General features: G+C 64.1%; 21 protein-coding genes and 2 riboswitches. Of the genes, 14 read left to right on the top strand and 7 right to left on the bottom strand.

Translation table 11 applies throughout. The features are described 5' to 3' along the window. Positions 1–13: 13 nt before the first annotated feature. From CV_RS17015 to CV_RS16990, 6 genes are read right to left on the bottom strand one after another with little or no spacing between them, the layout of a single operon-like run. A complete protein-coding gene (locus tag CV_RS17015) occupies positions 14–1240 on the bottom strand; it encodes an EAL and HDOD domain-containing protein (RefSeq protein WP_227590055.1) in 1227 nt (408 codons plus the stop codon). Between the two features lie 12 nt (positions 1241–1252). Then, the gene (locus CV_RS17010; RefSeq protein WP_011136997.1) at positions 1253–3154 is read right to left on the bottom strand and encodes a chemotaxis protein CheA; all 1902 of its coding nucleotides are present in this window, start codon (positions 3152–3154) and stop codon (positions 1253–1255) included. A 41-nt stretch (positions 3155–3195) separates the two neighbouring features. Beyond that, a complete protein-coding gene (gene cheZ / locus CV_RS17005) occupies positions 3196–3957 on the bottom strand; it encodes a protein phosphatase CheZ (RefSeq protein WP_043598223.1) in 762 nt (253 codons plus the stop codon). A gap of 44 nt (positions 3958–4001) precedes the next feature. Further along, positions 4002–4397, bottom strand: a complete 396-nt coding sequence (cheY, locus tag CV_RS17000; protein ID WP_011136995.1) for a chemotaxis response regulator CheY — start codon at positions 4395–4397, stop codon at positions 4002–4004. 51 nt (positions 4398–4448) lie between these two features. Next, positions 4449–5390 carry a chemotaxis protein gene (locus tag CV_RS16995; RefSeq protein WP_011136994.1) on the bottom strand — a complete coding sequence of 314 codons (942 nt, stop codon included), beginning with the start codon at positions 5388–5390 and terminating at the stop codon, positions 4449–4451. Between the two features lie 39 nt (positions 5391–5429). Next, complete coding sequence (locus CV_RS16990) at positions 5430–6383, bottom strand: chemotaxis protein (RefSeq protein ID WP_011136993.1); 954 nt, start codon at positions 6381–6383, stop codon at positions 5430–5432. Positions 6384–6560: 177 nt separating this feature from the next. On the opposite strand from CV_RS16990, the gene CV_RS16985 reads away from it, so the two are divergent. The 9 genes from CV_RS16985 to cheD all read left to right on the top strand — a co-directional run bounded on the left by CV_RS16985 (position 6561) and on the right by cheD (position 17974). Continuing rightward, positions 6561–7718 (top strand): sensor histidine kinase, encoded by a 1158-nt coding sequence (locus tag CV_RS16985; RefSeq protein WP_227590054.1) that lies wholly within the window; start codon positions 6561–6563, stop codon positions 7716–7718. 65 nt (positions 7719–7783) lie between these two features. Next, entirely contained in the window at positions 7784–8098 is a 315-nt protein-coding gene (locus CV_RS16980; RefSeq protein ID WP_043596576.1) for an STAS domain-containing protein, read from the top strand. A gap of 469 nt (positions 8099–8567) precedes the next feature. After that, a complete protein-coding gene (locus CV_RS16975; protein WP_011136990.1) occupies positions 8568–8933 on the top strand; it encodes a response regulator in 366 nt (121 codons plus the stop codon). 39 nt (positions 8934–8972) lie between these two features. Continuing rightward, on the top strand, positions 8973–11207 hold the full coding sequence (locus CV_RS16970; RefSeq protein ID WP_227590053.1) for a chemotaxis protein CheW: 2235 nt from the start codon (positions 8973–8975) through the stop codon (positions 11205–11207). Positions 11208–11223: 16 nt separating this feature from the next. Next, positions 11224–11724 carry a chemotaxis protein CheW gene (locus CV_RS16965; RefSeq protein ID WP_011136988.1) on the top strand — a complete coding sequence of 167 codons (501 nt, stop codon included), beginning with the start codon at positions 11224–11226 and terminating at the stop codon, positions 11722–11724. 28 nt (positions 11725–11752) lie between these two features. Next, positions 11753–15379: a methyl-accepting chemotaxis protein gene (locus CV_RS24420; RefSeq protein ID WP_115610168.1), complete on the top strand. Its 3627-nt coding sequence runs from the start codon at positions 11753–11755 to the stop codon at positions 15377–15379. Positions 15380–15441: 62 nt separating this feature from the next. Further along, a complete protein-coding gene (locus tag CV_RS16955; RefSeq protein ID WP_043598218.1) occupies positions 15442–16296 on the top strand; it encodes a CheR family methyltransferase in 855 nt (284 codons plus the stop codon). Then, complete coding sequence (locus CV_RS16950; RefSeq protein ID WP_011136983.1) at positions 16293–17372, top strand: protein-glutamate methylesterase/protein-glutamine glutaminase; 1080 nt, start codon at positions 16293–16295, stop codon at positions 17370–17372. The genes CV_RS16955 and CV_RS16950 overlap by 4 nt, the downstream gene beginning before the upstream one ends. Then, a complete protein-coding gene (cheD, locus tag CV_RS16945) occupies positions 17369–17974 on the top strand; it encodes a chemoreceptor glutamine deamidase CheD (protein ID WP_011136982.1) in 606 nt (201 codons plus the stop codon). Before CV_RS16950 ends, cheD begins: the two co-directional genes overlap by 4 nt. A gap of 153 nt (positions 17975–18127) precedes the next feature. Here the strand turns inward: cheD and fdxA are convergent, their stop codons facing one another. Then, on the bottom strand, positions 18128–18451 hold the full coding sequence (fdxA, locus tag CV_RS16940) for a ferredoxin FdxA (RefSeq protein WP_011136981.1): 324 nt from the start codon (positions 18449–18451) through the stop codon (positions 18128–18130). 92 nt (positions 18452–18543) lie between these two features. Here fdxA and gluQRS point away from each other — a divergent pair, with 92 nt between their 5' ends. The 5 genes from gluQRS (at position 18544) to gcvP (ending at position 25951) form a co-directional block, all read left to right on the top strand. Continuing rightward, positions 18544–19440: a tRNA glutamyl-Q(34) synthetase GluQRS gene (gene gluQRS, locus CV_RS16935; RefSeq protein WP_011136980.1), complete on the top strand. Its 897-nt coding sequence runs from the start codon at positions 18544–18546 to the stop codon at positions 19438–19440. A gap of 334 nt (positions 19441–19774) precedes the next feature. Next, the gene (locus tag CV_RS16930) at positions 19775–21058 is read left to right on the top strand and encodes an amino acid permease (RefSeq protein WP_045051571.1); all 1284 of its coding nucleotides are present in this window, start codon (positions 19775–19777) and stop codon (positions 21056–21058) included. A 172-nt stretch (positions 21059–21230) separates the two neighbouring features. Further along, a riboswitch (glycine riboswitch) is annotated at positions 21231–21321 on the top strand. 14 nt (positions 21322–21335) lie between these two features. Next, positions 21336–21434: riboswitch (glycine riboswitch) on the top strand. Positions 21435–21474: 40 nt separating this feature from the next. Then, on the top strand, positions 21475–22563 hold the full coding sequence (gene gcvT, locus CV_RS16925; protein ID WP_011136978.1) for a glycine cleavage system aminomethyltransferase GcvT: 1089 nt from the start codon (positions 21475–21477) through the stop codon (positions 22561–22563). 56 nt (positions 22564–22619) lie between these two features. Then, a complete protein-coding gene (gene gcvH / locus CV_RS16920; protein ID WP_011136977.1) occupies positions 22620–23006 on the top strand; it encodes a glycine cleavage system protein GcvH in 387 nt (128 codons plus the stop codon). 92 nt (positions 23007–23098) lie between these two features. Next, on the top strand, positions 23099–25951 hold the full coding sequence (gene gcvP, locus CV_RS16915) for an aminomethyl-transferring glycine dehydrogenase (protein WP_011136976.1): 2853 nt from the start codon (positions 23099–23101) through the stop codon (positions 25949–25951). Positions 25952–26178: the final 227 nt, after the last annotated feature.

The raw sequence follows: 26178 nt of genomic DNA, 5'->3' as shown, positions 1-26178 counted from the left end.
GCAAGGCTGGGAATTATAAGCCGAGTTCCTCCACCCAGGCGAGCGCGGAGATGTGGGCCTGGTTCAGCTGCTCGCTGGACAGGCCCAGTTGATCGCATAGCTGCGGCACGCCGTCGAGCGTCCCGTCCTCGCAGGCGCGCGCCAGCTTCAGGTAGAGGCTGATCGCGCCGCGTTCGTGCAGCAAGGCGTCCATGACCTGGGGCGGGAGCTGCAGGTGCTCGATGATTTTGTCCATCGGCATGTCGAACAGCACGTCCAGCAGGCTGAACAGGCCGACGATGAACAGATTGTCGTTGACGTCGTGGCGCTCGCCCAGCTCCACGCCCAGCAGTTCCATGAAGCGGCCCCGGGTGACGGCGGTTTTCTGCAGCGCGGGCGGGGCGTTGTTGTCGTCCGAGGCCGTGACCAGCAGCAAGGTCAGCCAGCGGTAGAGCTTCTGGTAGCCCAGCACGGTGACGGCATGGGAAAAGGAGCTGATCGTGGTGTTGAGGCCGGCCGCGGCGGAGTTGACGTAGCGCAGCAGCTTGTAGGACAGGGCGACATCGCGTTTCAGCACCTGCTCGATGTCGCGGATGTCGGCGTCCATGCGCAGCAGGTTCAGCAGCTCCAGCGTGTTGCTGAAGGCGGGATGGATCACCTTGGCCGCCAGCGTCTCCGGACGGGCGAAGTAATAGCCCTGGAAGCCGTCCATGCCCAGTTCCTTGCACAGATGGAACTGGGCGTGGGTTTCCACCCGTTCGGCGATGCGGATCAGCGGATAGCTGCGCAGCCGCGCGGCCAGCATCTGGAAACGGGTGGTGTCCTGGTTCTGGATGTCCAGCTTGACGTAGTTGGCGAGTTCGAGAAAGGCGGCGGCCGGGGATTCGAAGCTGAAGTCGTCCAGCGCGATGCCGAAGCCCATCGAACGCAGGTGGCGGGCGCGGGACAACAGCTCATTGCTGGGCACGATGCGCGGCGACAGGTCCAGAATGATGCGCCGGGGCGGCAGCAGTTCCAGGAATTCGCTGTTCAGCATGGTCTCGCCGACATTGATGAACGCCAGCTTGTTGCCTATCAGCCAGCTGGTGCCCATATTGTTCAGCGTATTCACCAGCACATCGGTGTCGGCCTGGAGTTCGGTATGGCGGCCCACGCCGATGGCGTCCCCGCTGGGACGAAAAAGCAGCTCATAACCTATGAGCTGCTGGTTGCGGTTCAATACCGGCTGCCTTCCGATGAAGGCGGTGTTGGTGGTCATCATTGCACCCTGTGTTTAGGTGGCAATCATATCCGTCGTCCGAGTCTGGGTATTGTTGCTTTCGCTGGATGCCAGCAGGTCTTCCATGTCGAGAACCAGCACGACGGAGCCGTCGCCGGACAGGGTGGCGCCGGCCACGCCCTTCGGGCGGATATTCTGCAACGGCTTGATCACCACATCGTCTCGGCCGACGAAGGAATCGATTGCCAGGATGAAGGATTTTTCCGCGGACTGCATCAGCACACCGAAGTAGGGCTTCTGGGTCGGTTCCCAGCCCAGCAGCCCGGCCAGCGTTTTCAGCGGCAGGATTTCGTCGCGCACCACGATGGTGGGCTTGCCCGACACTTCCTGGATCGCGCTGCCGTCGATGGTGATGATCTCGCGGACCATGGCCAGCGGCACGGCGAACGGCTGGTTGCAGGCACGAACCACCAGCACCGGGAGGATGGCCAGGGTCAGCGGCAGCGAAATGCTGATGCGGGTGCCTTCGCCCGGCACCGAGCTGATGTCGATGCGGCCGTTCAGCTTCTGGATGTTGGTGCGCACCACGTCCATGCCGACGCCGCGGCCGGATACGCTGGAAATCTGATCCTTGGTGGAGAAGCCGGGCAGGAAGATCAGCTGCAGACACTGCTTCTCATCCAGTGAGTTGGCGGTTTCCTGGTCGATCAGCCCCTTTTCGATGGCCTTGCGCCGCAGCGCGTCGGGGTTCATGCCCTTGCCGTCGTCGGTGATCTCGATCAGGATGTGGTCGCCCACCTGTTCGGCGGTCAGCTGGACCAGCGCCTGCGGTTTCTTGCCGGAGGCGATGCGGTCTTCCGGCGACTCGATGCCGTGGTCCACGGCGTTGCGGACCAAGTGGACCAGCGGATCGTTCAGATCCTCGATCATGGTCTTGTCGAGTTCGGTTTCCTCGCCGGACAGCACCAGCTCCACTTCCTTGCCCAGTTGCCGGGCCAGGTCGCGCGCCAGGCGCGGGTACTTCTGGAACAGGCGGCCGATCGGCTGCATGCGGGTCTTCATCACCGCGTTTTGCAGATCGCCTACCAGCAGGTCGAGCTGGCTGATGGCTTCGTCGAGCGAGCGTAGGGTATTGGTGTCGCGGTTGCCCTGCAGGATCTCGGTGCGCAGCGTGGTCAGGCGGTTCTTGGTCAGCCCGATCTCGCCGGACAGATTCAGCACCATGTCCAGGCGCACGGTATCGATGCGGATGGTGTTTTCCTGCGGTCCGCTTGCCACCGGGCCGCCGCCGCCGGACGGTTTGGACGGGGCGGGCTTGGGGGCGGGGGGCTTGGGCGCGGCCGCCGGCGCGGGAGGCTGGGCCGGCGCCGGCGCGGGTTCCGCGCGCGGAGCCTGGGCGGCGGGAGCAGGCGCCGCGCTCGCGGGAGCGGCTGCCGCATTCGGCGTGACAGCCTGGTACAGTTGGTTCCAGTCCGGTCCGTTGCCGGCGGGGGCCGGAGCCGCTTCGGCAACGGCGGCAGGCGCCGCCGCCGGTTCCGCGTGGTGGACTTCAGCCGCGACCGGCTCTCCGGCCAGCGCGGCATCCAGCGCGGCCAGCACGCGGGCGTCGGCGTCGCCCGGCATCAGGCCCTGGCCCAGGGTGCCGAACATGTCGCGGACGATCCCGGTGGCGTCGAGAATCACGTCCATCACCTCGGGCGTGATATGCATCTCGCCGTTGCGCAGCTTGTCGAACAGGTTCTCGGTGCGGTGGCACAGATTGACCATGGGGATGACGTTGAGGAAGCCGGCGCCGCCCTTGATGGTGTGGAAGCCGCGGAAGATGTCGTTGAGCAGGGCCTTGTCTTCCGGGCGTTTTTCCAGTTCGACCAGCTTGTTGTCCACGTCGGACAGCAGGTCGGTGGACTCCATCAGGAAGTCCTGAAGCAACTCTTCCATGCCGCCAAATTCGCTCATATTTCACCCCACCCGTTCTGCGTTGTCTTGCTTGCGTTGCTTTAGAAGCCGAGGCTTTCCAGCAGGTCGTCCACCTGCTGCTGGCTGGTGACCACGTCGGTCTTGCCTTCCGGATTGATGACCGGGCCGTTCAGCAAGCTGGTATTCAGTTCGCCCTTCTTGTCGTCGGGGGAGAACTCGATCAGGAAATTGACTAGTTCGGTTTCCAGGATCTTGACCATGCCCATCATTTTCTTGATCACTTGGCCGGTCAGGTCCTGGAAGTCCTGCGCCATCACGATCTCGAGCAACTGGGTATTGGTGGCCTGGGTCTGGTTCGGCACATCCTTGAGGTACTGCCGGGTTTCTTCCGCCAAGCGCTTGAATTCTTCCACGCTCAGCAGGTTGGCGTACAGTTTTTCCCAGCGCTCGCTGAGTGCCTGGGCCTGGCTTTCCAGCTTGTCCTGAAACGGCTTGGCGATATCGGTGGCGTTCAGCACCCGCTCGGCGGAGTTTTCCGTCAGCGTGGCGATATAGGCCAGCCGATCCTTGGCGTCGGGGATGGTTTCGGCCACTTTTTCCAGCGACTTGTCGTACCCCAGATCGCGCAGGGCGTCGTGCATCTTGCGGGTCATCTGTCCAATGTGCTCATACATCGTCGAAGGATTGGTCTCGCTCGAGAACAATTTGGCGCCGGCCTCTTGGCCGGCCGGTGCTGCCGCGGCGGCAGGCGGCTCGGGTTCGCTATCCTGCTGCTGGGCGATGCTGTCGAACAACGCCTCCAGTTCCGGCGAGTCCCCGTTCTCCATAATATGATCCGGCACGTTCAATCCTCCTCAATGCAAATGCGGGCAGTCTTGTTTGATGCTCAGGCTGGCTTGTTCATGTTCTGGAAGATTTTGTTCATCTTCTCTTCCATGGTCGCGGCGGTGAACGGTTTCACAATGTAGCCGCTGGCGCCGGCCATGGCCGCCTCGATGATGTTTTCCCTTTTGGCCTCGGCAGTGATCATCATGAAGGGAAGATGCTTCAGCTGGGGGTCCGCCCGTACTGCCTTGAGTAGCTCGATGCCCGTCATATTGGGCATGTTCCAGTCGGAGACGACGAAGTCGAAGCTCTGGGTTTTCAGCTTGTGCAGCGCGACCTGGCCGTCCTCGGCCTCGTCGACGTTGGTGAAACCCAGCTCTTTCAGCAGATTGCGGACGATTCTGCGCATGGTGGAGAAGTCGTCCACGACCAGGAATCGCATATTCTTGTCTGACATCGAGGTATATCCTGAATTATCTATGTTCCATCAAGGCGCACATTGTAGCGACTACCTTTGCAGGAATGGAATCAAAGTTTCTGCCAGAACGCCGGGGTCGAACTTGGCAACGTAGGAATCCACCCCGACACTGGAGCCCATCGCTCGGTTGGCGTTGGACGACAGCGACGAGTGCATGATCACCGGAATGCCCTTGAAGCGCTGATCGGACTTGATCAGCTTGGTCAGCACGTAGCCGTCCATTTCCGGCATTTCGGCATCAACCAGGATGATTTTCAGATAATCGTGCAGGCATTCGCCGTCTGCCCAGTTGCGGCCGGCCAGCACCTGCAGGCGGTCCCAGGCCTCGCGGCCGTTGGTGGCCTGCTGGAACTTGATGCCCATTTTTTCCAGCACACCGGTGATTTCCTTGCGCGCCACCACTGAATCGTCGACGAAGAAGATGTACTGGTCGGTTTCCAGCTGGGCAGTGGGCACGTCGGGCAGGCGGGGTTCGCCGACCACGCTGGCCAGAATCTGTTCGACGTCGAGGATGGAGACCAGCTTGCCGTTTTCCAGCTCGGTCACCGCGGTGATCAGGTTCTGGTTGGTGCCGGCGGCCGCCATGATGTTCTCCGGCGCCCGCACCTTGTCCCAGTCGACGCGGATGATGCGGTCGACCGAGTCCACCAGGAAGGCCTGGGTGCTCTTGTTGAACTCGGTGACGATCATGGTGTCGAATTTGCTGCCGCCATGGTCGTGGCCGATGAACTTGGCCAGCGAGATCACAGGGATGATGTTGCCGCGCAAGGACAGCACGCCTTCCACCCCGAACGGCATATTGGGCGTCTTGGTGATGGTCGGCGTCTGCGAGACCTCGCGCACCTTGAACACATTGATGCCGAATGTTTCGCGCGTTCCCAGCGAGAACAGCAGAATCTCCATCTTGTTGGAGCCGGCTAGCTTGGTCCTGGCGTCAACACTGGCGAGCAAGGAGGCGTCGGTGCTAGGCATGTCGTATCCCTATCCCTTGAAAATCTTGAAGAAGGCCTGTTAGTTGCTGGGTTCCAGTTTCAGCATCTGGCGCAGCTTGCTGGCGAGCTTCTGCGGTTCGAATTTGGAAACGTAGGAATCCACGCCAACCGACTCGCCGAGCTTCTGGTTCGACGAGCCGGACAGAGACGAGTGCATCAGCACCGGGATGCCGGCGAAGCGCGGGTCGCTCTTGATCATCTTGGTCAGCATATAGCCGTCCATCTCCGGCATTTCCACGTCGGTCAACACCAGATGCAGCTCGTCGGACAGTTTGCGCCCGGCGGCTTCGGCTTGCTGGGCCATCTTTTGCAGGTCTTCCCAGCCGCGCATGCCGTTGATGGCCGAGGTGTACTTGATGTTCATCGCTTCCAGCGTGCGCTCGATCTGCTTGCGGGCGACCGCGCTGTCGTCGGCGAAGAAGATGCGGCGCTCTTCCTTGACAGGTTCGATATTGATGAAGCTATGGCCATCGTCGATGATGCTGGTTTCGGCCAGAACCTTTTCCACGTCCATCATCATCACCAGCGTGCCGTTGTCCAGCTCGGTGACGGCCGTCACCAGGCCGGCCATGCGGTTGGTGATCATGTCCGGCGGCACGCGCATCGCGGACCAGTCCAGGCGCAGGATGGTGTCCACTGCTTCGACCAGAAAGCCCTGGGTATGGCCGTTGTACTCGGTGACGATCATGATTTCCGGGCGGTTGCTGGTCACGATGCCGGAATATTTCGCCAGATCGATCACGGGAACCAGCGCGCCGCGCAAGCTGACCATGCCTTCCACCGACGAGGGCATTTCCGGAGCGGAGGTGATCTCCGGGGTGCGCATCACTTCGCGCACTTTGAATACGTTGATACCAAAAATTTCTTTTCGACCGGTACGCTGATCATGCCCCAGAGAGAACAGCAGGATTTCCAGCTTGTTGGTGCCCGCCAGTTTGGTTCTGGCGTCGATTTTTTTGAGAAGCTCTGACACAGAAACCTCCGCAGCATCTTTTGGAATGGCGTACTACTTCCCTTTATACGCCAGATATTGGTTTTTCCCGTTTTTTTTTGCTCACGGCGAGGCCTGCAGCGTGTTGGCGCGCCATGAGCTGGTCATTATCATACCGTTTAAGTGGTTTTTACAAATGACAGTGAAGCGATGCCGACTATGGTTTCAAGCCTGAAGGATCAGCAGCAGCTCGAGGCCGCGTTCGAGCAATTCAATGCGGTTTCCGGGCAACTCATTGATGCATATAGACAACTTGAGGTTCAGGTCAATGTTTTGAACGCTCAGTTGGACGAGGCGAACAGCCAGTTGCGAAAACAGCGCGACGAGAATGCCGAGCTCGCGGAACGGCTGGCGTCGTTGCTCAAGATGCTGCCGGCCGGCGTGGTGGAGCTGTCTCCCGATGGGCGGGTCATCGCCGAGAATCTGGCGGCGGAATCGCTGATAAGCGGTTGTTATATAGGAGAATATTGGGAGGCTGTGCTGGAGCGGCTGCTGACGCAGGAGGCGGATGGCAGCTTCGCGTTGGAGGCCGGCGGCGAGTCCAGGCGCCTGACGCTTCAATACCAGGATTTGCCTGCGTCCGGGGGGCGGATTGTGCTTATTCACGACGTGACGCGGCTGCATCAGCTCAATAGCGAGCTCGCGCAGCAGCAGAAACTGGCGTCGATGGGCAGCATGGCCGCCGCGCTGGCGCATCAGCTGCGCACGCCCTTGGCCAGCGCGATGTTGTATACGGCCAACTTGAAGCAGGATATTCCCCGTCCGGAAGACCGGGCGCGTTTTGTCGACAAGAGCCTGGCGAGGATGCGCGCGCTGGAAGGCCTGATCCAGAACATGCTCGGTTTCGTGCGCGGCCAGGTGTCGTCGCTGGAGAAGGCGCCGCTGGAGCCGCTGCTGGAAGACGTATGCGCCGTACTGGCCCCGCAATGCCATGACAAAGGTGTGTTTTTTGATTGCAATCTGCCCGCCGATTCTGCCATAACGGTCTTGATAGACCGCAAGGCGCTGCAGGGCGCGCTGATCAATCTGCTCGAGAATGCGCTGCAGTTCGCGTCGCCGGGCGGGCGGGTCGGCCTGGCGGTGGCGAGCGACGGCGCCGATGTCGTATTCTGCGTCGAGGACGACGGGCCGGGGATAGACGAAGCGGTGAGGGAGCGGATTTTCGAACCATTCTTCACGCAAAGGCCGGGCGGAACCGGCCTGGGGCTGGCGATCGTGAAGAAGGTGGCCGAAGAGCTGGGGGGGAGTGTACGGTGTTACAACAAGGTGGCGGGCGGCGCCTGCTTCGAATTGAGGCTGCCGACGTGTCCGGCGTGAGGCCGGATCCAGCTGCGTCGTTCGTTCAATGTGTTCGCGAACCTATGGAAAGCCGAGGACCAGTGATGAGACCGATAGTCAGAGTAGAGGGGAATGTCGGGAAGATGGTGCTGATTGGGCAGTTTGATTTCAATCTGCACAAGGAATTCCGCCAAGCCAGCCAGGAGCTGCTGGACAATCCCGAAGTTCAGGAAATCCAGGTTGATTTCGACCAGGTTCCGTTTCTGGACAGTTCTGCGCTGGGCATGCTGCTGCTGTTGAAGGAAAGAGCCGCAGGGCAGAAAAAATCGATGGTGCTGGTCAACTGCCGGGAGGCGGTGATGCAGGTTTTCGAAATCGCCTGCTTCAACAAGATGTTCACGATCCGGCCGGCTGCCTGAGCCGGCCTTGCTTGCGCCGCCGCCTGCATGGCCCGGGCGGCGCGCGGGCGCGCTCCCGCCTGGCTCGCTTTTCGTGCCGGCCATCGGTTGCCGGCAGGAAAGTGGCGGTCGATGCCGCGGCGGATGCATGCGCAGTCCGCTGCATGCCATCTGCACCAAATCCTTGTTTTCAATAGATGCCACGTGATTCATCCGGTCTGGTGCATGATTGCGTAATCCATGCCGGCCATGAGAGCGGGATTTATCTATGGGATGGATGGCGGGAGCGTGTGAATAGTGCTATTCCGATATTGTCGTTGAAGATTGATGACGTTGCGGTGTCGTTCCTGCCTGTGCGGGATGACGCCCGCGGTGTGTCCGCCGGGCCTGGGGGCGGTTGCCGGCGCTGGATGGCGCCGGCATGGCTGGTTTGACGGAATCCGCGCGGCCGCGTGTATTTCAACGGGAGTCTCTCGATAACGGGAACGCCATGCCTAAGAAAATTCTCACGGTGGACGACTCCGCGTCGATTCGCCAGATGGTCAGTTTCACCCTCAAGAGCGCAGGCTACGAGGTGGCCGAGGCCGTGGACGGCAATGCCGGCTTGAGCAAGGCGCAGAGCATGCAATTCGATCTGGTGTTGACCGATCAGAACATGCCGGGCATGGATGGATTGACGCTGATCCGTTCTCTGCGCAAGCAACCCTCCTACAATTCGACTCCCATCCTGATGCTTACCACCGAATCCAGCGACCAGATGAAGGCGCTGGGCAGGGCCGCGGGCGCTTCGGGCTGGCTGGTCAAGCCGTTCGATCCGCAGAAGTTGCTGGACGTCGTCAAGCGCCTGGTCGGTTAACGCAGCCATCGCTACGGGGGGACGATTGTGGCAATCGACATGTCCCAATTTCACCAGGTCTTTTTCGACGAGACGGAAGAGCATCTGGCTGCGATGGAGTCGTTGCTCCTGGCAATGGATGTCGCCCATCCCGAGCAGGAAGATCTCCACGCCGTGTTCCGCGCCGCCCATTCGATCAAAGGGGGCGCCGCTACCTTCGGCTTCTCCGAAATGGCCGAGCTGACCCATGTGCTGGAAAACCTGCTGGACCGGGTGCGCAAGGGCGCGATGGGTCTGACGGTGGAGATGGTGGACGCGTTCCTGCAGGCGAAAGACGCGCTGCAGTCGATGCTGGGCGCGTACAAGAACGGAGAAGAGCCTGACGGTGGCCGGCAGGAAGAGATTCAACGGCAGCTTGAGGCGATAGAAAGCCAAGCGCCCGAGGCCGAAACGGCGGCATCCCCGCAGGATGCGGCGCCGGCGGCTGAGCAGCTGTGGACGCTGTTTCTGGAACTGACGCCCGCTGATGAGCATGACATCCGCCCCTTGCTGGAAAACCTGGCGGCGCAGGGCGATCTGACCATTGTCCAGGAAGGCCGGACGGCGGATGAGCTGCCCTGGGTCGCGGTGTTCACCTCTTCGCTGGAAGCGGACGAGGTCGCCGAATCGCTGGCGTTCATGCTGCCGCCGGAGCGGTTCCGCGTCAGCATGGACCGGGGGGGGGAAGGCGGCGACGAATACGGCTTCTTCCTGTCGGACGATCATGTGTCTCCCGGCAGGAAGGGAGAAGGCGGAGTCTCCTACGTGGACGAGGATGGCGGCTTCGGTCTGTTCGAGCCGCTGCCAGGTCGGGAGACGCCGGGCGCGGATGCCGGCTCCGAGAGGCTGGCGCGGATGGAGCAGGATGGCAGTTTCGGCTTGTTCGAGCCTTTGCAGGCGCCGGCGAAGAATGAAGGCAGGGACGTGGAGGGCGAAGGGTTCGGCCTGTTCGGCGGCGCGCCGGGAGTCGGCGCCCCCGCGCCAGGCGCGGCGGCCCAGGCCGAGAAACCCGTGGCGCCGGCCCGGACGTCGCCCGATAAGGGCGCGGCCGCCGGCGAAAACTCGATCCGGGTCAATATCGAAAAGGTCGACATGCTGCTGAACCTGGTCGGCGAACTGGTGATCACCCAGTCGATGCTGATGCAGTCAGGCAGCGCGCTGGACCCGGTCGAGCACGAGCGCCTGCTCAACGGCATCAGCGCCCTGCAGCGCAATTCGAGAGAGTTGCAGGAGGCGGTGATGTCCATCCGCATGACGCCGATCGCCTTCGTGTTCAACCGCTTTCCCCGCGTGGTTCGCGACCTCGCCTCCAGGCTTGGGAAGCAGGTCGACCTGAAAATGGTGGGCGAGAACACCGAGCTGGACAAGGGCTTCATCGAAAAACTGTCGGACCCCTTGACCCATCTGGTGCGCAACAGCCTGGACCACGGCATCGAGTCGCCGGACGAACGGGTGGCCAAGGGCAAGTCTCCTGCCGGCCGGCTGACGCTGCGGGCCTTTCATCAGGGCGGCAGCATCGTGATCGAGGTCAGCGACGACGGCGCGGGGCTCAGCCGCGAACGCATCCTGGCCAAGGCGCGGGAGCGCGGCATGCCGGTCAGCGACAACATGACGGATGCTGAGGTGTGGGGACTGATCTTCGAGGCCGGCTTCTCGACGGCGGCGGAAGTGACCGACGTGTCCGGCCGCGGCGTCGGCATGGATGTGGTCAAGCGCAACATCCAAAACATGGGCGGCAGGATCGAGATCGATTCCATGGCCGATGTCGGCACCACGATGAGCATACGCCTGCCGCTGACGCTGGCCATCATGGACGGCATGTCGGTCAGGGTGGGCGACGAGATCTACGTGTTGCCGCTGGGCTTCATCCTGGAGTCGCTGCAGCCTGAGACCAAGGCGGTCAAGACCGTGGCCGGGCGGGGCGAGGTGGTGCACATCCGGGGCGAATACCTGCCCATCGTTCCGCTGGGGCGCTACTTCAACGTCGGCAAGGCCAGGCAGCGGGCAGACGAGGGCATCCTGGTGATCGTGGAGGCCTCGGGCTCCCGCGTCGCCCTGCTGGTGGACGACCTGATCGGCCAGCAGCAGTTCGTGGTGAAGAATCTGGAAACCAATTACCGCAAGGTGGACGGCCTGTCCGGTGCCACGATACTCGGCGACGGGCAGGTGGCGCTGATACTCGACATTTCCACCATCGCCCGCAGCAACGGCGGCCCGCGCGGATCCGCCGCGCAAATGGCGGCCATCGCGGAATGACAGCCGGAGAAGCGATATGCAACTGGACAATCTGAGCGATGCCCAGGCGAGGGGCGCAGGGACGCGGGAGCTGCTGGTGTTCACGCTGGGCAGCGAGGAATACGGGCTGGACATCCTCAAGGTGCAGGAGATACGCGGCTACGACACCGTCACCCGCATCGCCAATGCGCCGGAATTCATCAAGGGCGTGATCAATCTGCGCGGCAGCATCGTGCCCATCGTCGACCTGAGGCTGAAGTTCGGCCTGGGCGAGCCGCACTACAACGAGTTCACCGTGGTGATCATTCTCAATATCGGCAAGCGCACGGTGGGCATCGTGGTCGACGGCGTATCGGACGTGATCCAGCTGGATCAGGATTCGATGCGCGCGCCGCCCGAGTTCGGCGCGGCCGTCGACACCGCCTACATCGAAGGGTTGGGAACGGTGGGGGAGCAGATGATCATCGTTGTCGATATCGAGCGTTTGATGCGCAGCGAGGAAATGGCGCTGACTGACGAAGTGGCTTCCCGGGCCTGAGGCCGGGAACCGAGCTTGGGAGAGGAAAATGAGCGACATCAGGTTGAAGCAGCAGCTGACGCTGGGAATCGGCTTGCTGGTGGTGGCGATGGCGGCTGCGTTGTATCTCGCCCAGGCGCAGTTGCACCGCCTGCAGGGCGCGGCCGACGATGTCGCCGACGGCCAGTCCGCCCAGATCGCCCAACTGGCCCTGGCCGGCCAGGCCCAGCAGGCGTCGCAGCTGTTGCTGCGGCAACTGGGCGGGTTGCTGCCGGACGACTCGCTGGCGGCGCAGCGCGCGGCCCAGCCGCCGCTGGACGCGGCGCTGGACGGCGTGACCGGGCGCCTGAACAGCCTGTCTGCCCACGCGTCCCCCGACGCCAAGGCCAAACTGGACGCGGCGCGCAACCTGGACGGGCCGCTGCGCAGCCAGATCGCCGCTTACCGCCAGTTGCTGGCGGGAGGGCGGGGCGAGGAGGCGCATGGCTACCTGGCGGCCACGCTGTGGCCGGCCGCGCTCAAGTACCAGGACGCCATCGGCCAGTATGTCCGATTCGAGGGCGAGCAGGCCTTGAAGGCGGAACCGGCGGACGCGGGCGTTTCCGCCGGCGCGATAGGCAATGAGCTGCTCAGCATGGGCGTCGCGCTGCTGTTGCTGGCGGCGGTGCTGGTCTGGCTGCTGCGCCGCGCGCTGGACAGGCAGTTCGGCGGCGATCCGCAGTTGCTGGCCACCGTGTTGCGAGAGCTTGCCGACGGCGAAGTGCGCACCGAGTTCCGGGTGCGGCCGGGCGACAAAGACAGCCTGTTCGCCTGTCTGGCCGACGTGGTTGCGCATACGCTGGAAAATCTGAGGGTGCGCAACGCGCTGGACGTCTGCACCACCAATGTGATGATCGCCGACGACAACCACCAGGTGGTGTACGCGAACCGGGCTGTGCTGGACATGTTCCAGCAGGCGGAGGCCGACATCCGCCAGGAGCTGCCGCAGTTTTCCGCGCGGACGATCCTGGGCAGCAGCATAGACAGTTTTCACCGCAATCCGTCGTACCAGCGCGGCGTGCTGCAGCAATTGACCGGCACCCATCGCGGCACCATCAAGGTGGGGGGGCGCACCTTCAGCCTGGTGCTGACGCCGATACGCGACGGCCAGAACCGCAAGCTGGGCGCGGTGGTCGAGTGGCTGGACACCACCCGCGACCTGGAGCTGAAGGCGGCGGAAGAGGCGCGGCTCGCCGCCGACCGGCGCGCGGCGGCGGAAAACGCGCGCATCCGCAGCGCGCTGGACGTCTGCACCACTAACGTGATGATCGCGGACGAGGATCATCGCATCATCTATACCAACCAGTCGGTGCAGAAGATGTTCCAGCAGGCGGAGGCCGACATCCGCCGCGACATTCCCCGCTTCTCCGCCGGCGGGCTGCTGGGCAGCAATATCGACGATTTCCACAAGAACCCGTCCTATCAGCGCGGGCTGCTGCAGCAGGTGCGCGAGTCCCATCGCTCGTCGATATCCGTCGGCGGCCGCACTTTCGGCCTGATCCTGACCCCCATTCTCGGCGCCAAGGGCGAGCGCCTGGGCGACGTGGTGGAGTGGCAGGACAATACCGAAATGCTCAGGCTGCAGCGCGAGGCCGACCTGCGCGCGGAGAAGGAAAGCAAACTGGCGGCGGAGAACGCGCGCATCCGCAGCGCGCTCGACGTCTGCACCACCAACGTGATGATCGCGGACGAAAGCCACCACATCGTCTACGCCAACCAGTCGGTGCTGAACATGTTCCAGCAGGCGGAGGCCGACATCCGCCGCGATATCCCGCGCTTCTCGGCGGCCGGCCTGCTGGGCGGCAAGATCGACGATTTCCACAAAAACCCGTCCTACCAGCATGGCCTGCTGCAACAAGCCAGGGGCACGCACCGCTCGTCCATCGTGGTCGGCGGCCGCACCTTCGGCCTGATCCTGTCGCCCATCTTCAACGACAAGGGCGACAGGCTGGGCGCGGTGGTCGAGTGGCAGGACAATACCGAGGCGCTGCGCCTGAAGGCCGAGGCCGACGCCCGGGCCTTGGAGGAGAGCCGCGTCGCCGGGGAGAACGCCAGAATCCGCAGCGCGCTAGACAACTGCACCACCAATGTGATGATCGCCGACAACGATCGCAGGATCATCTACATGAACCACAGCGTGACCGACATGCTGCGCGGCGCCGAGTCCGATCTGCGCAAGGCCTTGCCCAACTTCGAGGTGCGGCGGCTGATCGGCTCCACGATGGACGAATTCCACAAGAACCCGGCCCACCAGCGCGATCTGCTGGCCAATCTGCGCAGCACTTACCGCGCCGAAATCCAGGTAGCCGGCCGCACTTTCTCGCTGGTGGCCAACCCGGTGTTCGACGCCGACGGCGAGCGCCTGGGATCGGTGGTGGAGTGGAAGGACCGCACCGCCGAGGTGGAGATCGAGCGCGAGGTGTCGGAGATCGTCCGCGCCGCGTCGGCCGGCGAATTCGGCAAACGCATCGAGGTGGACGGCAAGCAGGGCTTCTTCAAAGTGCTGGGCGATGGCATCAATCAGTTGCTGGGCGTCACCAGCCGCGGCCTGAACGATATCGCCAACGTGCTGGGCGCGTTGGCCAAGGGCGATCTGACCAAGAGCATAGGCGCCGATTACGACGGCCTGTTCGGCCAGCTGAAGGCCGACAGCAACGCCACGGTCGAGCAGCTCAAGGAAATCATCGCCAACATCAAGGACTCCACCGACGCGATCAACACCGCGGCCAAGGAGATCGCCGCCGGCAACTCCAATCTGTCCAGCCGCACCGAGCAGCAGGCGGCCAGCCTGGAGGAGACCGCGTCCAGCATGGAGGAAATCACCAGCACCGTCCGGCAGAACGCCGAGAACGCCAAGAAGGCGAATTCGCTGGCCACCGGCGCCTCCGACATCGCCGCGCGCGGCGGCAAGGTGGTCGGCGACGTGGTGTCGACGATGAACGAGATCAACGAGAGCGCCAAGAAGATCGTCGACATCATCAGCGTGATAGACGGCATCGCGTTCCAGACCAATATCCTGGCGCTGAACGCGGCGGTGGAGGCCGCGCGCGCCGGCGAGCAGGGCCGCGGCTTCGCGGTGGTGGCCAGCGAGGTGCGCAATCTGGCGCAGCGCTCGGCCGCCGCGGCCAAGGAGATCAAGTCGCTGATCGGCAACTCGGTCGACAAGGTGGAGTCCGGCAGCCGGCTGGTGGACGAGGCGGGCCGCACGATGAACGAGATCGTGGTGTCCATCCGCCGGGTCGCCGACATCATGAGCGACATTTCGGCGGCGTCGATGGAGCAGAGTTCCGGCATCGAGCAGGTCAATCTCGCCGTCACCCAGATGGACGAGAACACCCAGAAGAACGCCGCGCTGGTCGAGGAGGCCGCCGCCGCCGCGGAATCGCTGGAGGAGCAGGCGCGCTATCTGGCGGACGCGGTGGCGGTGTTCAAGCTGGATGACAAGCCGTCGCACGGCAAGCCGCCCGCAGGCAAGCCCGCGCCACGCCTCGGGGCCGCGGCCGTGCCGCAGATCGCGCTGGCCGGGGCGCTGGCGCACAAGACCAGCCATCACCCGGGCAGCTATCAGGTCAAGCCCAGGGCGATAGAGCCCATTCAGCCGCCGGGAGACGGCGAGGACGGCTGGGAGGAGTTCTGAGGCAGGGTTGACACAGGGCGATGCGCCGCTTGCCGGAAGGCGGCGGCGCGAGGGGACGCGGCATGGCCGACGAAACGGGGCTCAAGTTCACCCGCAACGATTTCAAGCGGGTCCGGGAAATGATCTACCAGCGGGTAGGCATTTCGCTGAGCGATTCCAAGACCCACATGGCTTACGCCAGGCTGGCCAAGCGGGTGCGCTCGCGCGGGCTGCGCAGCTTCGCCGATTACCTGGACCTGTTGCAGCACAGCGAGGAAAGCGAGGAGTGGCAGGGTTTCATCAACGCGCTGACCACCAACCTGACCTCGTTCTTCCGCGAATCCCATCATTTCGACATCCTGCGCGAGCACGCCAGGCGGCAGCGAAGGCCGGGAGAGACGTTCCGGGTATGGAGCTCGGCCTCGTCCACCGGCGAGGAGCCGTATTCGATCGCCATCACCCTGCTTGAGCTGTGGCGGGAAGCGGGAGCGGGAAGCTTTCAGCTGCTGGCGTCCGACATCGACACCAATGTGCTGCAGCAGGCGGCGCGCGGCGTTTACGCCAGGGAGCGGGCGGAAAAGGTGTCGGCGGATCTGCTCAGGCGGTACTTCGACAAGGGCGTCGGCGGCAACGAGGGCATGATACGGCTCAAGCGGCAGGTGAGGGACGCGGTGTCCTTCTTCCAGTTCAATCTGGTGGCGCCGACCTGGCCGGACATCGGCCGATTCGACGCGATCTTCTGCCGCAACGTGATGATCTATTTCGACAAATCGACCCAGGCGGCCATCCTGGAGCGAATGGCTGCCTGCCTGCGGCCGGATGGCCTGCTGATGCTCGGACATTCGGAAAACATCGTCCACCTGACCGACGCCTTCATCGGCTGCGGCAGGACCACCTACCGGCTCGCGCATCCGGACCGCGGAGAGGGGGGCGGATGAGCGCGGGAACGGGGCGGAGAATCCGGGTGGTGGTGGTGGACGATTCGGCGCTGGTGCGCAGCCTGCTGACGGCCATCGTCAACGAGGCGCCGGACATGGAGGTGGTGGCGACGGCGTCCGATCCCATCATCGCCCGGGAAAAGATACGCGAAACCAGCCCGGACGTGGTGACGCTGGATGTGGAAATGCCGCGGATGGACGGGCTGGAGTTCCTGCGGCGCCTGATGAGGCTGAGGCCGACGCCGGTGTTGATGATCTCCTCGCTGACCGATGCCGGTTCGGAAACCACGCTGGCCGCGCTCGAGCTGGGCGCGGTGGATTTCATCCACAAGCCGGCCGACGACATCGCGCGGCACATGCAGGAGTACGCGGAGGAGATACGGGAAAAGCTCAGGGTCACGGCCGAAGCCAGGCTCAGGCAGCCGAACCGTTTCCGCCAGCCGCCGCCGGCGCGCAAGACGGGCCCAGGCGCGCCGTTGAGGAAGAACGCGCTGGTCTTCGTCGGCGCGTCCACCGGCGGCACCGAGGCGATCAAGGACTTCCTGATGGGCATGCCGGCCGACGGGCCGCCCATCCTGATCGTGCAGCACATGCCGGAGCATTTCACTTTCACTTTCGCCGAGCGCCTGAACAAGCTGTGCCCGATGCGGGTGAAGGAGGCGGAGGACGGTGAGGCCGCGCTGGCCGGCGTTGCCTACATCGCGCCGGGGCACTCGCACATGCGGGTGGCGCCCGCGGGGGGCGGCGGCTTCCGGATCGCCCTGGATCAAGAGGAGCCGGTCAACCGCCATCGGCCGGCGGTGGATCCGTTGTTCGATTCCGCGGCCAGGCATCTGGGCAAGAACGCGATCGGCGTGATCCTGACCGGCATGGGCAAGGACGGGGCGGAAGGGCTGTTGCGGATGCGCCATGCGGGCGCCGTCACCTTCGGCCAGGATGAGGCCAGCTGCGTGGTGTACGGCATGCCGCGGGAAGCGTTCAGGATAGGCGCGGTGGCGCATGTCCTGCCATTGAACAGACTGGCGGAGAAAGTGGTCGAGTGCCTGCAGAGCCAAGCCGAAAGGGCGATAACATGAATCATGCCGAAGGGATGAACAGCCACCAGTACTACGACAAGCACTTCCAGATCACGGCGGTCAAGGTATTTCCGGGCGAGTTTCACGCCACCAACCAGTCGCGCCTGCTGGTGACGCTACTGGGCTCCTGCGTGGCGGTCTGCCTGAGCGACCGCATTTCCGGCGTGGCCGGCATGAACCATTTCCTGTTGCCGGAAGGGTCGCTGGACCTGGGGGCGGGCACGTCCGCCGCGCGTTTCGGCGTCAACGCGATGGAGTTGCTGATCACCGACATGCAGAAGCTGGGCGCGATGCGCAACCGGCTGGAGGCCAAGATATTCGGCGCCGGCAACGTGCTGGACGGCATGACGGTGGTGAAGGTGGGCGAGCGCAACACCAACTTCATCCGCAGCTACCTGGCCAATGAACAGATTCCCATCCTGGCGGAGGATCTGCTTGGGGAGTGCGCGCGCAAGGTGTATTTCTTCACCGCCACCGGCAAGGTGCTGATCAAGAAGCTGAAGAAGAGCGGCGCCGCGATCAAGCAGGAGCAGCCGTATCGCGGCCGCATCGTGGATCAGGGCGAGGGCGCCAAGACCGGCGACATCGACCTGTTCATCTGAGAGCCGGCTCAAGGCATGTTTGCGGCGCCGGCTCCATTCTGCCGGATGCTAGGCGCGAAAGAGGCTTGTCGTTGGACTCGGCTGCTCGAGGCGGCAGCCGGTGGAGGGGCAAAGGCGGCGGGAGGGCCGTCTTTGCCTGCGGCGGGAGAGGGATCAGCGTTCCAGGTAGGGCAGCTTGTCCTTCACGTCCGCCCAGTCCGCGTGGTCGGGCAGCGGGTCGATGCGCTCGACGATGCTCGGCCAGTTCTTGGCCAGTTCCGCGTTGAGCGCGATGAAGGCCTCCTGGCCCTTGGGCACGTCGTCCTCGGCGTAAATGGCGCCGACCGGGCATTCTGGCACGCACAGCGAGCAGTCTATGCATTCGTCCGGGTCTATCGCCAGGAAGTTGGGGCCTTCGCGGAAGCAGTCCACCGGACAAACCTCCACGCAATCGGTGTATTTGCATTTGATACAGGCATCGGTTACAACGTACGCCATTCTCGTATCCTCAGTAAGGCTGGGTCGTGATTCGGGATAATCGTCATTTTAGCGATAAATCTTCGTTCCGACGCTCCGGCAAATCCCTCACGATGTCGAATGCACTCTACCGGGGCCGTTTCGCCCCCAGTCCCACCGGCCTGCTGCACGCGGGTTCGCTCAGCACCGCCATCGGCAGTTACCTGGAAGCGCGCAGCCGAGGCGGCGAGTGGCTGCTGCGGATGGAAGACCTGGACCCGCCGCGCGAGGTGCCCGGCGCGGCCGACGACATCCTGCGCACGCTGGAGGCATTCGGCTTCGAGTGGGACGGCGAGGTGGTTTACCAGAGCCGCCGGCATGGCTTGTACCGCGCCGCGCTGGAGCGGCTGATCGCCTCAGGACGCGCTTACGCCTGCTGCTGCACCCGCAAGGAGATCGCTGCGACGGCGCGGCGGGGCCTGGACGGCTACGTCTATCCCGGCACCTGCCGCAACGGTTGTCCAGACGGCCGCGAGGGGCGCGCCTGGCGGCTGCGGGTGGATGAGGGCGAGTGGACGGCGCATGACCGGCTGCAGGGCGAGCATCGGCAGGATCTGGCGCGCGACATCGGCGACTTCGTGCTGCTGCGCGCTGACGGCTTCTGGGCCTATCAGCTGGCGGTGGTGGTCGACGACGCCGAGCAGGGCGTCACCGATATCGTCCGCGGCGCCGATCTGCTGGTGTCCACGCCGCGGCAACTGGCGGTTTACGACGCGTTGGGCCAATCCGCGCCCGGCTATTGCCATCTGCCGGTGCTGACCAATGCCGCCGGCGAGAAGCTGTCCAAGCAGACGCTGGCGCCGGCGATCTCGACCCGCGACGCCGCGCGGCAGCTGCGCGAGGCCCTGGCGTGGCTGGGCCATGTTCCGCCAGCGGATTGCGGAAGCCTGGACGAGCTGTGGCCTTGGGCTGTGGCGAATTGGTCATTGAGCCGCGTGCCGGCCGGCCCGCTGCAACTCCCTCTTTCCTGACGACTTTTCATTGCGATGACATAAGCATCTGTCTGTTAACGGATTTTTGTTGAAAAAATCGTCAATGCGACATGTTTTTACGTCAAAACTGTGTTTTAATGCGCCCTTTTTTTGGCGCGGCGGCAGGCCGCCACCGGCTGCGGCGCAGCCGAGAGCCCCGGTTTCAACTATCTTGAAGCCATGGCCGACAGGCTTGCCGATGCGGTTTTGACCTTTCCCGCATGTCTGGCGCCGGGTGTGTCCATCCCCGGCGCGCGATGCTTTCGTTCCCCACGGAGAGTCAGGTTTGAACGAAAACAGTTCCACTCAAAAGAAGGGCTCGCTCGGAGTCTGGATGTGCACCGCCCTGGTGGTGGGCAATATGATAGGTTCCGGCGTCTTCCTGCTGCCGGCCTCGCTGGCGCCGTTCGGCGGCGTGTCCATGCTGGGCTGGCTGGTGACTTCCTGCGGCGCCATCTGCCTGGCGCTGGTGTTCGCCCGGCTGTCGTCCATCCTGCCGCGCGAGGGCGGACCCTACGCCTATATCCACGCCGGCTTCGGCGACTTCGCCGGCTTCTGGATCGCCTGGGGCTACTGGATCGCGCTGTGGGCGGGCAATGCCGCGCTGGCGGTGGCGGCCACCAGCTATCTGCAGGTGTTCTTCCCGATATTGGGGCATAGCGAGCCGCTGGCCGGCGCCGTCGCCATCGGCCTGATCTGGGTCGTCACCTGGATCAACAGCCGCGGCGCGCGCAGCTCGGGCGTGGTGGCTGTGGTGACCACGCTGCTGAAGCTGCTGCCGCTGGCGGCGGTCACCTTCATCGGCTTCTTCCATTTCCAGCCGGAAAACCTGGCGTTCAACCCTCATGGCAAGCCACTGCTGTCCTCGCTGTCGGCGACGATGGCGCTGACCTTGTGGGCCTTCCTCGGCCTGGAGTCGGCCTCGGTGCCGGCAGGCGACGTGGTGGAGCCGGAGAAGACCATTCCGCGCGCGACAGTGATAGGCACGCTGCTGGCCACCGTGCTCTACATCCTGTCCACGGTGTCGCTGATGGGCCTGATGCCGGCGGACACGCTGGCGGCTTCGCAGGCGCCGTTCGCCGATGCGGCGCGGCTGATGTGGGGCGACTGGGGCTACTGGCTGGTGGGCTTCGGCGCAGTGGTGTCCTGCTTCGGCGCGCTCAACGGCTGGAGCCTGATGCAGGCCCACGTGCCGGCGGCGGCTGCCAAGGACGGGTTGTTCCCCAGCCGTTTCGACCAGCGCAACGCGGCCGGCGTGCCCATCTTCGGCCTGGTGCTGTCCAGCGCGCTGGTCACCATTCTGATGGCGATGAAGTACGCAGGCGGCGACAGCGGGGTGAAGATCTTCGAGTTCATCATCCTGCTGGCCACCGCCACTACGCTGCTGCCCTACGCTTTCTGCTCGATGGCGCTGATCGCCATCATGCTGATGCGCGGCAAGGCGTTCACGGCCAAGGATTACATCGCGCCCGGTTTCTTCGCCGGCATCGGCTTCGTCTACTCGCTGTGGGCGCTGTACGGCTCCGGCGCCGACATCGTGATGTGGGGCATGCTGCTGTTGCTGATGGGCCTGCCCATTTATGTCTGGCAGTTGAAGGAGCGGTACGCGGCCGATTGATCCGCGTGCGGATCAACGAAAAGCGCAGCGCGGCAGCCTGCGCTTTTTTCATTTTCGAATGGTTGTGATGAGGGAAATGGCGCGTTTTTTTTCCTTCAAAAACATTTATTCAGACTGTTTTACGTAGAAATAATATTGGCTTGCCAAGGCCCGGATACTGACACCATAATCGCCGGGTCATACAGGAGAGAGCGGCTTTCTGGCCGCCGCCGAAGGCGCAAGCGCACCCGCAATCGCTCAGGCAAAAGGACTGTATCATCGGGCCGGCGGCAGCCGGTTCGCGCAATCTGGAGAGCGGCGTCCGCGCGACGCCCACCGAAGGGGCTAACGGCTTATCCGGCCGGAAAATCTCAGGTGCAGGGACAGAGGGGTGTGGTTGATGAGGCTATCCACACTATTCTCGAAGGAACCGCGCCATGACGGCCCCGAAACGTACCCCGCTGTTTGATGCCCATATCGCCGCCGGCGCCAAGATGGTCGATTTCGCCGGTTGGGAAATGCCCATCCACTATGGTTCCCAGCTGAAAGAGCACGAAATCGTCCGCAGCGACGCGGGCATGTTCGACGTCTCGCACATGACGGTGATCGACATCACCGGCGCCGACGCCAAGGCCTGGCTGCAAAAACTGATCGCTAACGACGTGGCCAAGCTCGGCTTCGAGGGCAAGGCGCTGTATTCCGGCATGCTGACCCCGGAAGGCACCGTCGTCGACGACCTGATCGTCTACCTCACTGCCTACGGCTACCGCATGGTGGTCAACGCCGGCACCACCGAGAAAGACTTGGCCTGGATGGAAAGCCAGAAGGCCGGCTTCGACGTGGCGCTGAAGGTGCGCCGCGACCTGGCGATGCTGGCGGTGCAGGGCCCCAAGGCGATTCAAAAAGTCTGTTCCATCAAGCCGGAGCTGGCCGAGGCCATCCGCGCGCTGAAAGTGTTCCAGGGCCTGCCGCAGGGCGAGTGGTTCTACGCCCGCACCGGCTATACCGGCGAAGACGGCCTGGAAATCATGGTCCCGGCCGATCAGGCCATTTCCTTCTTCCATCAATTGCAAGCCGCCGGCGTGTCGCCGATCGGCCTGGGCGCGCGCGACACGCTGCGCTTGGAAGCCGGCATGAACCTGTACGGCCACGACATGGACGAGACCGTGTCGCCGCTGGAAGCCGGCATGGGCTGGACCATCGCCTGGGAGCCGGCCGAGCGCAAGTTCAACGGCCGCGAGGCGCTGGAAGCGCAAAAGGCCGCCGGCGTGAAGATGAAGCAGGTGGGCCTGGTGCTGGAAGGCCGCGGCGTGCTGCGCGAAGGCCTGAAGGTGGTGGTGGAGAGCGTCGGCGAAGGCGTGATCACCAGCGGCACCTTCTCGCCTACGCTGAAGCATTCCATCGCCATCGCCCGCGTGCCGGCCGCCACCGGCGCCGCCGCCCAGGTGGACCTGCGCGGCACGCTGACCGACGTCCGCGTGGTGAAGATGCCCTTCGTCCGCAACGGCAAGAAAGTATTCGAATAAACCGGCCGGCGCGCCGCGCCGCCATCCCGATCATCAATACATCTGGAGAAAACGAGATGAGCAACATTCCCGCCGAACTGAAATACGTCGACAGCCACGAATGGCTGCGCCTGGAAGCCGACGGCTCCGTGACCGTGGGCATCACCGCGCACGCGCAGGAATTGCTGGGCGACATCGTCTTCGTCGAGCTGCCGAAAGTCGGCGCGAGTCTGGCCAAGGATGAGCAGGCCGGCGTGGTGGAGTCGGTGAAGGCCGCTTCCGACGTCTACTGTCCGATCGCCGGCGAAGTGCTGGCCGTCAACGAGGAGCTGGAGGGCGAGCCGGAGCTGGCCAACAGCGATCCGTACGGCGACGGCTGGTTCTTCAAGATCAAGCCGGCCAACGCCGCCGATCTGAACGGCCTGATGGACGCCGCCGCCTACGCCAAGGAAATCGGCGCCTGATAGCCTGACCGCCCCGCCGTCGCCAGACGCCGGGGCGTTGTTTTTCCCGGCACGGCCTCGCCCAGGCCGCCGCAAAGAAGGAAGTCCCAAGCATGTCGCTCACCGAACTCTTCAACCGTCACGAATTCCTCGCCCGCCACATCGGCCCGTCCGACGCCGAGCGCGCCGAGATGCTGGCCGCCGTCGGCGCGCCGTCGATCGACGCGCTGGTCGACCAGACGCTGCCGGCCGACATCCGCCTGAACCGCCGCCTGGACCTGCCGTCGCCGCAGCCGGAGGCCGAGGCGCTGGCGGCGCTGAAGGCCGTCGCATCCAAGAACGTGGTCAACAAGTCCTTCATCGGCCTCGGCTACTACCCGGTGCTGACGCCCACCGTCATCCTGCGCAATGTGCTGGAAAACCCGGGCTGGTACACCGCCTACACCCCGTACCAGGCCGAGATCGCCCAGGGCCGGCTGGAAGCGCTGCTGAACTTCCAGCAGATGGTCATCGACCTGACCGGCCTGGAAATGGCCAACGCCTCGCTGCTGGACGAAGCCACCGCCGCCGCCGAGGCGATGGCGATGGCGGGGCGCGTGTCCAAGTCCAAGTCCACCCGCTTCTTCGTCGACAGCCGCGTGCTGCCGCAGACGCTGGACGTGATGAAGACCCGCGCCAAGTACTTCGGCTTCGAGCTGGTGCAGGGCCATCCGGAAGAGGCCGGCAACGGCGACTACTTCGGCGCCTTGTTCCAGTATCCGGGCGAGGCCGGCGACCTGCTCGATCTAACCCCGCACATCGCCGCCGTCAAGGCCAAGGGCGGCGTGGTGGCCGTCGCCGCCGACGTGATGGCGCTGGTGGCCTTGAAGTCACCGGCCGAGATGGGCGCCGACATCGCGCTGGGCAACACCCAGCGCTTCGGCGTGCCGATGGGCTTCGGCGGCCCGCACGCCGCTTATTTCGCGTTCAAGGACGAGATGAAGCGCTCGGCGCCGGGCCGCATCATCGGCGTGTCCATCGACGCCAAGGGCAAGACCGCGCTGCGCATGGCGCTGCAAACCCGCGAGCAGCACATCCGCCGCGAGAAGGCCAACTCCAACATCTGCACCAGCCAGGTGCTGCTGGCCAATATCGCCGGCCTGTACGCCGTTTACCACGGTGCGGAGGGCGTGCGGCGCATCGCCGCCCGCATCCACCGTCTGGCGGCCATCTTCGCCCACGCGGTGAAGGAAGCCGGAGGCAAGCTGGTGTTCGACCGCTTCTTCGACACCGTGCAGGTGGACGCGCCCAAGGCCGACGCCATCTACGCCGCCGCGCTGGCCGCCGGCTACAATCTGCGCCGCGTCGGCAAGACCGTGCTGGGCGTGGCCTTCCACGAGGCCGCCACCGAGTCGGACCTGGCCAAGCTGATCGAGCTGTTCACCGGCAAGCCGGCCGACATCGCCGCCCTGGACGCCGCCGCCCTGGACGCGATCCCGGCCGCGCTCAAGCGCGAGTCGGCCATCCTGACCCACCCGGTGTTCAACACCCATCATAGCGAGCACGAGATGCTGCGCTATATGAAGAAGCTGGAAAACCGCGACCTGGCGATGAACCACTCGATGATCTCGCTGGGCAGCTGCACCATGAAGCTGAACGCCACCAGCGAGATGATCCCGATCACCTGGCCGGAATTCGCCAATATGCACCCGTTCGCGCCGCGCGAGCAGACCGTGGGCTATCTGGAGCTGATCGAGGGCCTGCAGAAGCAGTTGAAGGCGATCACCGGCTTCGACGCGATCTCGATGCAGCCGAATTCCGGCGCCCAGGGCGAGTACGCCGGCCTGCTGGCGATCAGCCGCTACCACGAGTCGCGCGGCGAAGCGCATCGCAATATCTGCCTGATTCCGCAATCGGCGCACGGCACCAATCCGGCCACCGCGCAGATGATGAATATGCAGGTGGTGGTGGTGAAGTGCGACGAGGCCGGCAACGTCGACGTGGCCGACCTGAAGGCCAAGGCCGAGCAGCACGCCGCCAATCTGGCCGCGCTGATGATCACCTATCCGTCCACCCACGGCGTGTTCGAGCAGGGCATCAAAGAGATCTGCGAGATCGTTCATGCCCACGGCGGCCAGGTCTACATGGACGGCGCCAACCTGAATGCCCAGGTGGGGCTGACTCGCCCGGCCGACATCGGCGCCGACGTGTCGCACATGAACCTGCACAAGACCTTCTGCATCCCGCACGGCGGCGGCGGACCGGGCATGGGCCCGATCGGCCTGAAGGCCCACCTGGCGCCGTTCATCGCCAACCACGTGGTGGCGCCGGTGCCGGGCGCGGTGGAAGGCCAGACCGCGGTGTCGGCCGCGCCGTTCGGCTCCGCCTCCATCCTGCCCATCTCCTATATGTACATCGCGATGATGGGCGCGGAGGGCATGAAGCAGGCGACCGAGAACGCCTTGCTGTCCGCCAACTACCTGGCCACCCGCCTCTCCGAGCACTTCCCGGTGTTGTACACCGGCGCCAACGGCCGCGTCGCCCACGAGTGCATCATCGACCTGCGCCCGCTGAAGGCCGCCTCCGGCGTCACCGAGGTGGACGTGGCCAAGCGCCTGATGGACTACGGCTTCCACGCGCCGACCATGAGCTTCCCGGTGCCGGGCACGCTGATGATCGAACCGACCGAATCCGAGCCCAAGGCGGAGCTCGACCGCTTCATCGCGGCGATGGCCGCCATCCGCGCCGAGATCGACCGGGTGCAGAGCGGCGCATGGCCGGCGGACAATAATCCGCTGGTCAACGCGCCGCACAGCAAGGCCGACATCGCAGGCGACTGGGACCGCCCTTACAGCCGCGAGCAGGGTCTGTTCCCGCTGCCCTACGTGCTGGAAAACAAGTTCTGGCCGAGCGTGAACCGCATCGACGATGTGTATGGCGACCGCAACGTGGTGTGCAGCTGCCCGAGCACGGAAAGCTATATGTAAACTGTTCGGCTGGCGCAGCTGATCCAGACCCCGCCCGGGCGAAAGCCGGGCGGGGTTTTTATGTCCAAGGGATGTTTACGTACAAATACTTAGAAACAATAACTAAGTAGTCTTACATTCGTGTTCGAACTATCACTAAGGAGCAGCAGGCAATAGTCTGGCGCGCAGGATGGGCGTCGGCACATTTTGGGTAGGTAGAGCAGGGGCAGAGGATATGTGTTTCGCTA

This window comes from Chromobacterium violaceum ATCC 12472 (genome assembly GCF_000007705.1).
GTDB lineage: Bacteria > Pseudomonadota > Gammaproteobacteria > Burkholderiales > Chromobacteriaceae > Chromobacterium > Chromobacterium violaceum.
The sequence above is the reverse complement of the archived record's forward strand: the minus strand, read 5'-3'. Positions and strand labels throughout refer to the sequence as shown.

What these genes read in the sequence shown, in the direction of transcription:
- CV_RS16965 (WP_011136988.1), top strand. Translation starts at nt 11,224, where the DNA reads ATGCAACTGGACAATCTGAGCGATGCCCAGGCGAGGGGCGCAGGGACG.
- CV_RS17015 (WP_227590055.1), bottom strand. Translation starts at nt 1,240, where the DNA reads ATGATGACCACCAACACCGCCTTCATCGGAAGGCAGCCGGTATTGAAC.
- CV_RS16980 (WP_043596576.1), top strand. Translation starts at nt 7,784, where the DNA reads ATGAGACCGATAGTCAGAGTAGAGGGGAATGTCGGGAAGATGGTGCTG.
- CV_RS16985 (WP_227590054.1), top strand. Translation starts at nt 6,561, where the DNA reads ATGGTTTCAAGCCTGAAGGATCAGCAGCAGCTCGAGGCCGCGTTCGAG.
- gcvT (WP_011136978.1), top strand. Translation starts at nt 21,475, where the DNA reads ATGACGGCCCCGAAACGTACCCCGCTGTTTGATGCCCATATCGCCGCC.
- cheY (WP_011136995.1), bottom strand. Translation starts at nt 4,397, where the DNA reads ATGTCAGACAAGAATATGCGATTCCTGGTCGTGGACGACTTCTCCACC.
- CV_RS17010 (WP_011136997.1), bottom strand. Translation starts at nt 3,154, where the DNA reads ATGAGCGAATTTGGCGGCATGGAAGAGTTGCTTCAGGACTTCCTGATG.
- CV_RS16950 (WP_011136983.1), top strand. Translation starts at nt 16,293, where the DNA reads ATGAGCGCGGGAACGGGGCGGAGAATCCGGGTGGTGGTGGTGGACGAT.
- gcvP (WP_011136976.1), top strand. Translation starts at nt 23,099, where the DNA reads ATGTCGCTCACCGAACTCTTCAACCGTCACGAATTCCTCGCCCGCCAC.
- CV_RS16955 (WP_043598218.1), top strand. Translation starts at nt 15,442, where the DNA reads ATGGCCGACGAAACGGGGCTCAAGTTCACCCGCAACGATTTCAAGCGG.
- fdxA (WP_011136981.1), bottom strand. Translation starts at nt 18,451, where the DNA reads ATGGCGTACGTTGTAACCGATGCCTGTATCAAATGCAAATACACCGAT.
- CV_RS24420 (WP_115610168.1), top strand. Translation starts at nt 11,753, where the DNA reads ATGAGCGACATCAGGTTGAAGCAGCAGCTGACGCTGGGAATCGGCTTG.
- CV_RS16975 (WP_011136990.1), top strand. Translation starts at nt 8,568, where the DNA reads ATGCCTAAGAAAATTCTCACGGTGGACGACTCCGCGTCGATTCGCCAG.
- CV_RS16930 (WP_045051571.1), top strand. Translation starts at nt 19,775, where the DNA reads ATGTGCACCGCCCTGGTGGTGGGCAATATGATAGGTTCCGGCGTCTTC.
- gcvH (WP_011136977.1), top strand. Translation starts at nt 22,620, where the DNA reads ATGAGCAACATTCCCGCCGAACTGAAATACGTCGACAGCCACGAATGG.
- CV_RS16970 (WP_227590053.1), top strand. Translation starts at nt 8,973, where the DNA reads ATGTCCCAATTTCACCAGGTCTTTTTCGACGAGACGGAAGAGCATCTG.
- cheD (WP_011136982.1), top strand. Translation starts at nt 17,369, where the DNA reads ATGAATCATGCCGAAGGGATGAACAGCCACCAGTACTACGACAAGCAC.
- CV_RS16995 (WP_011136994.1), bottom strand. Translation starts at nt 5,390, where the DNA reads ATGCCTAGCACCGACGCCTCCTTGCTCGCCAGTGTTGACGCCAGGACC.
- gluQRS (WP_011136980.1), top strand. Translation starts at nt 18,544, where the DNA reads ATGTCGAATGCACTCTACCGGGGCCGTTTCGCCCCCAGTCCCACCGGC.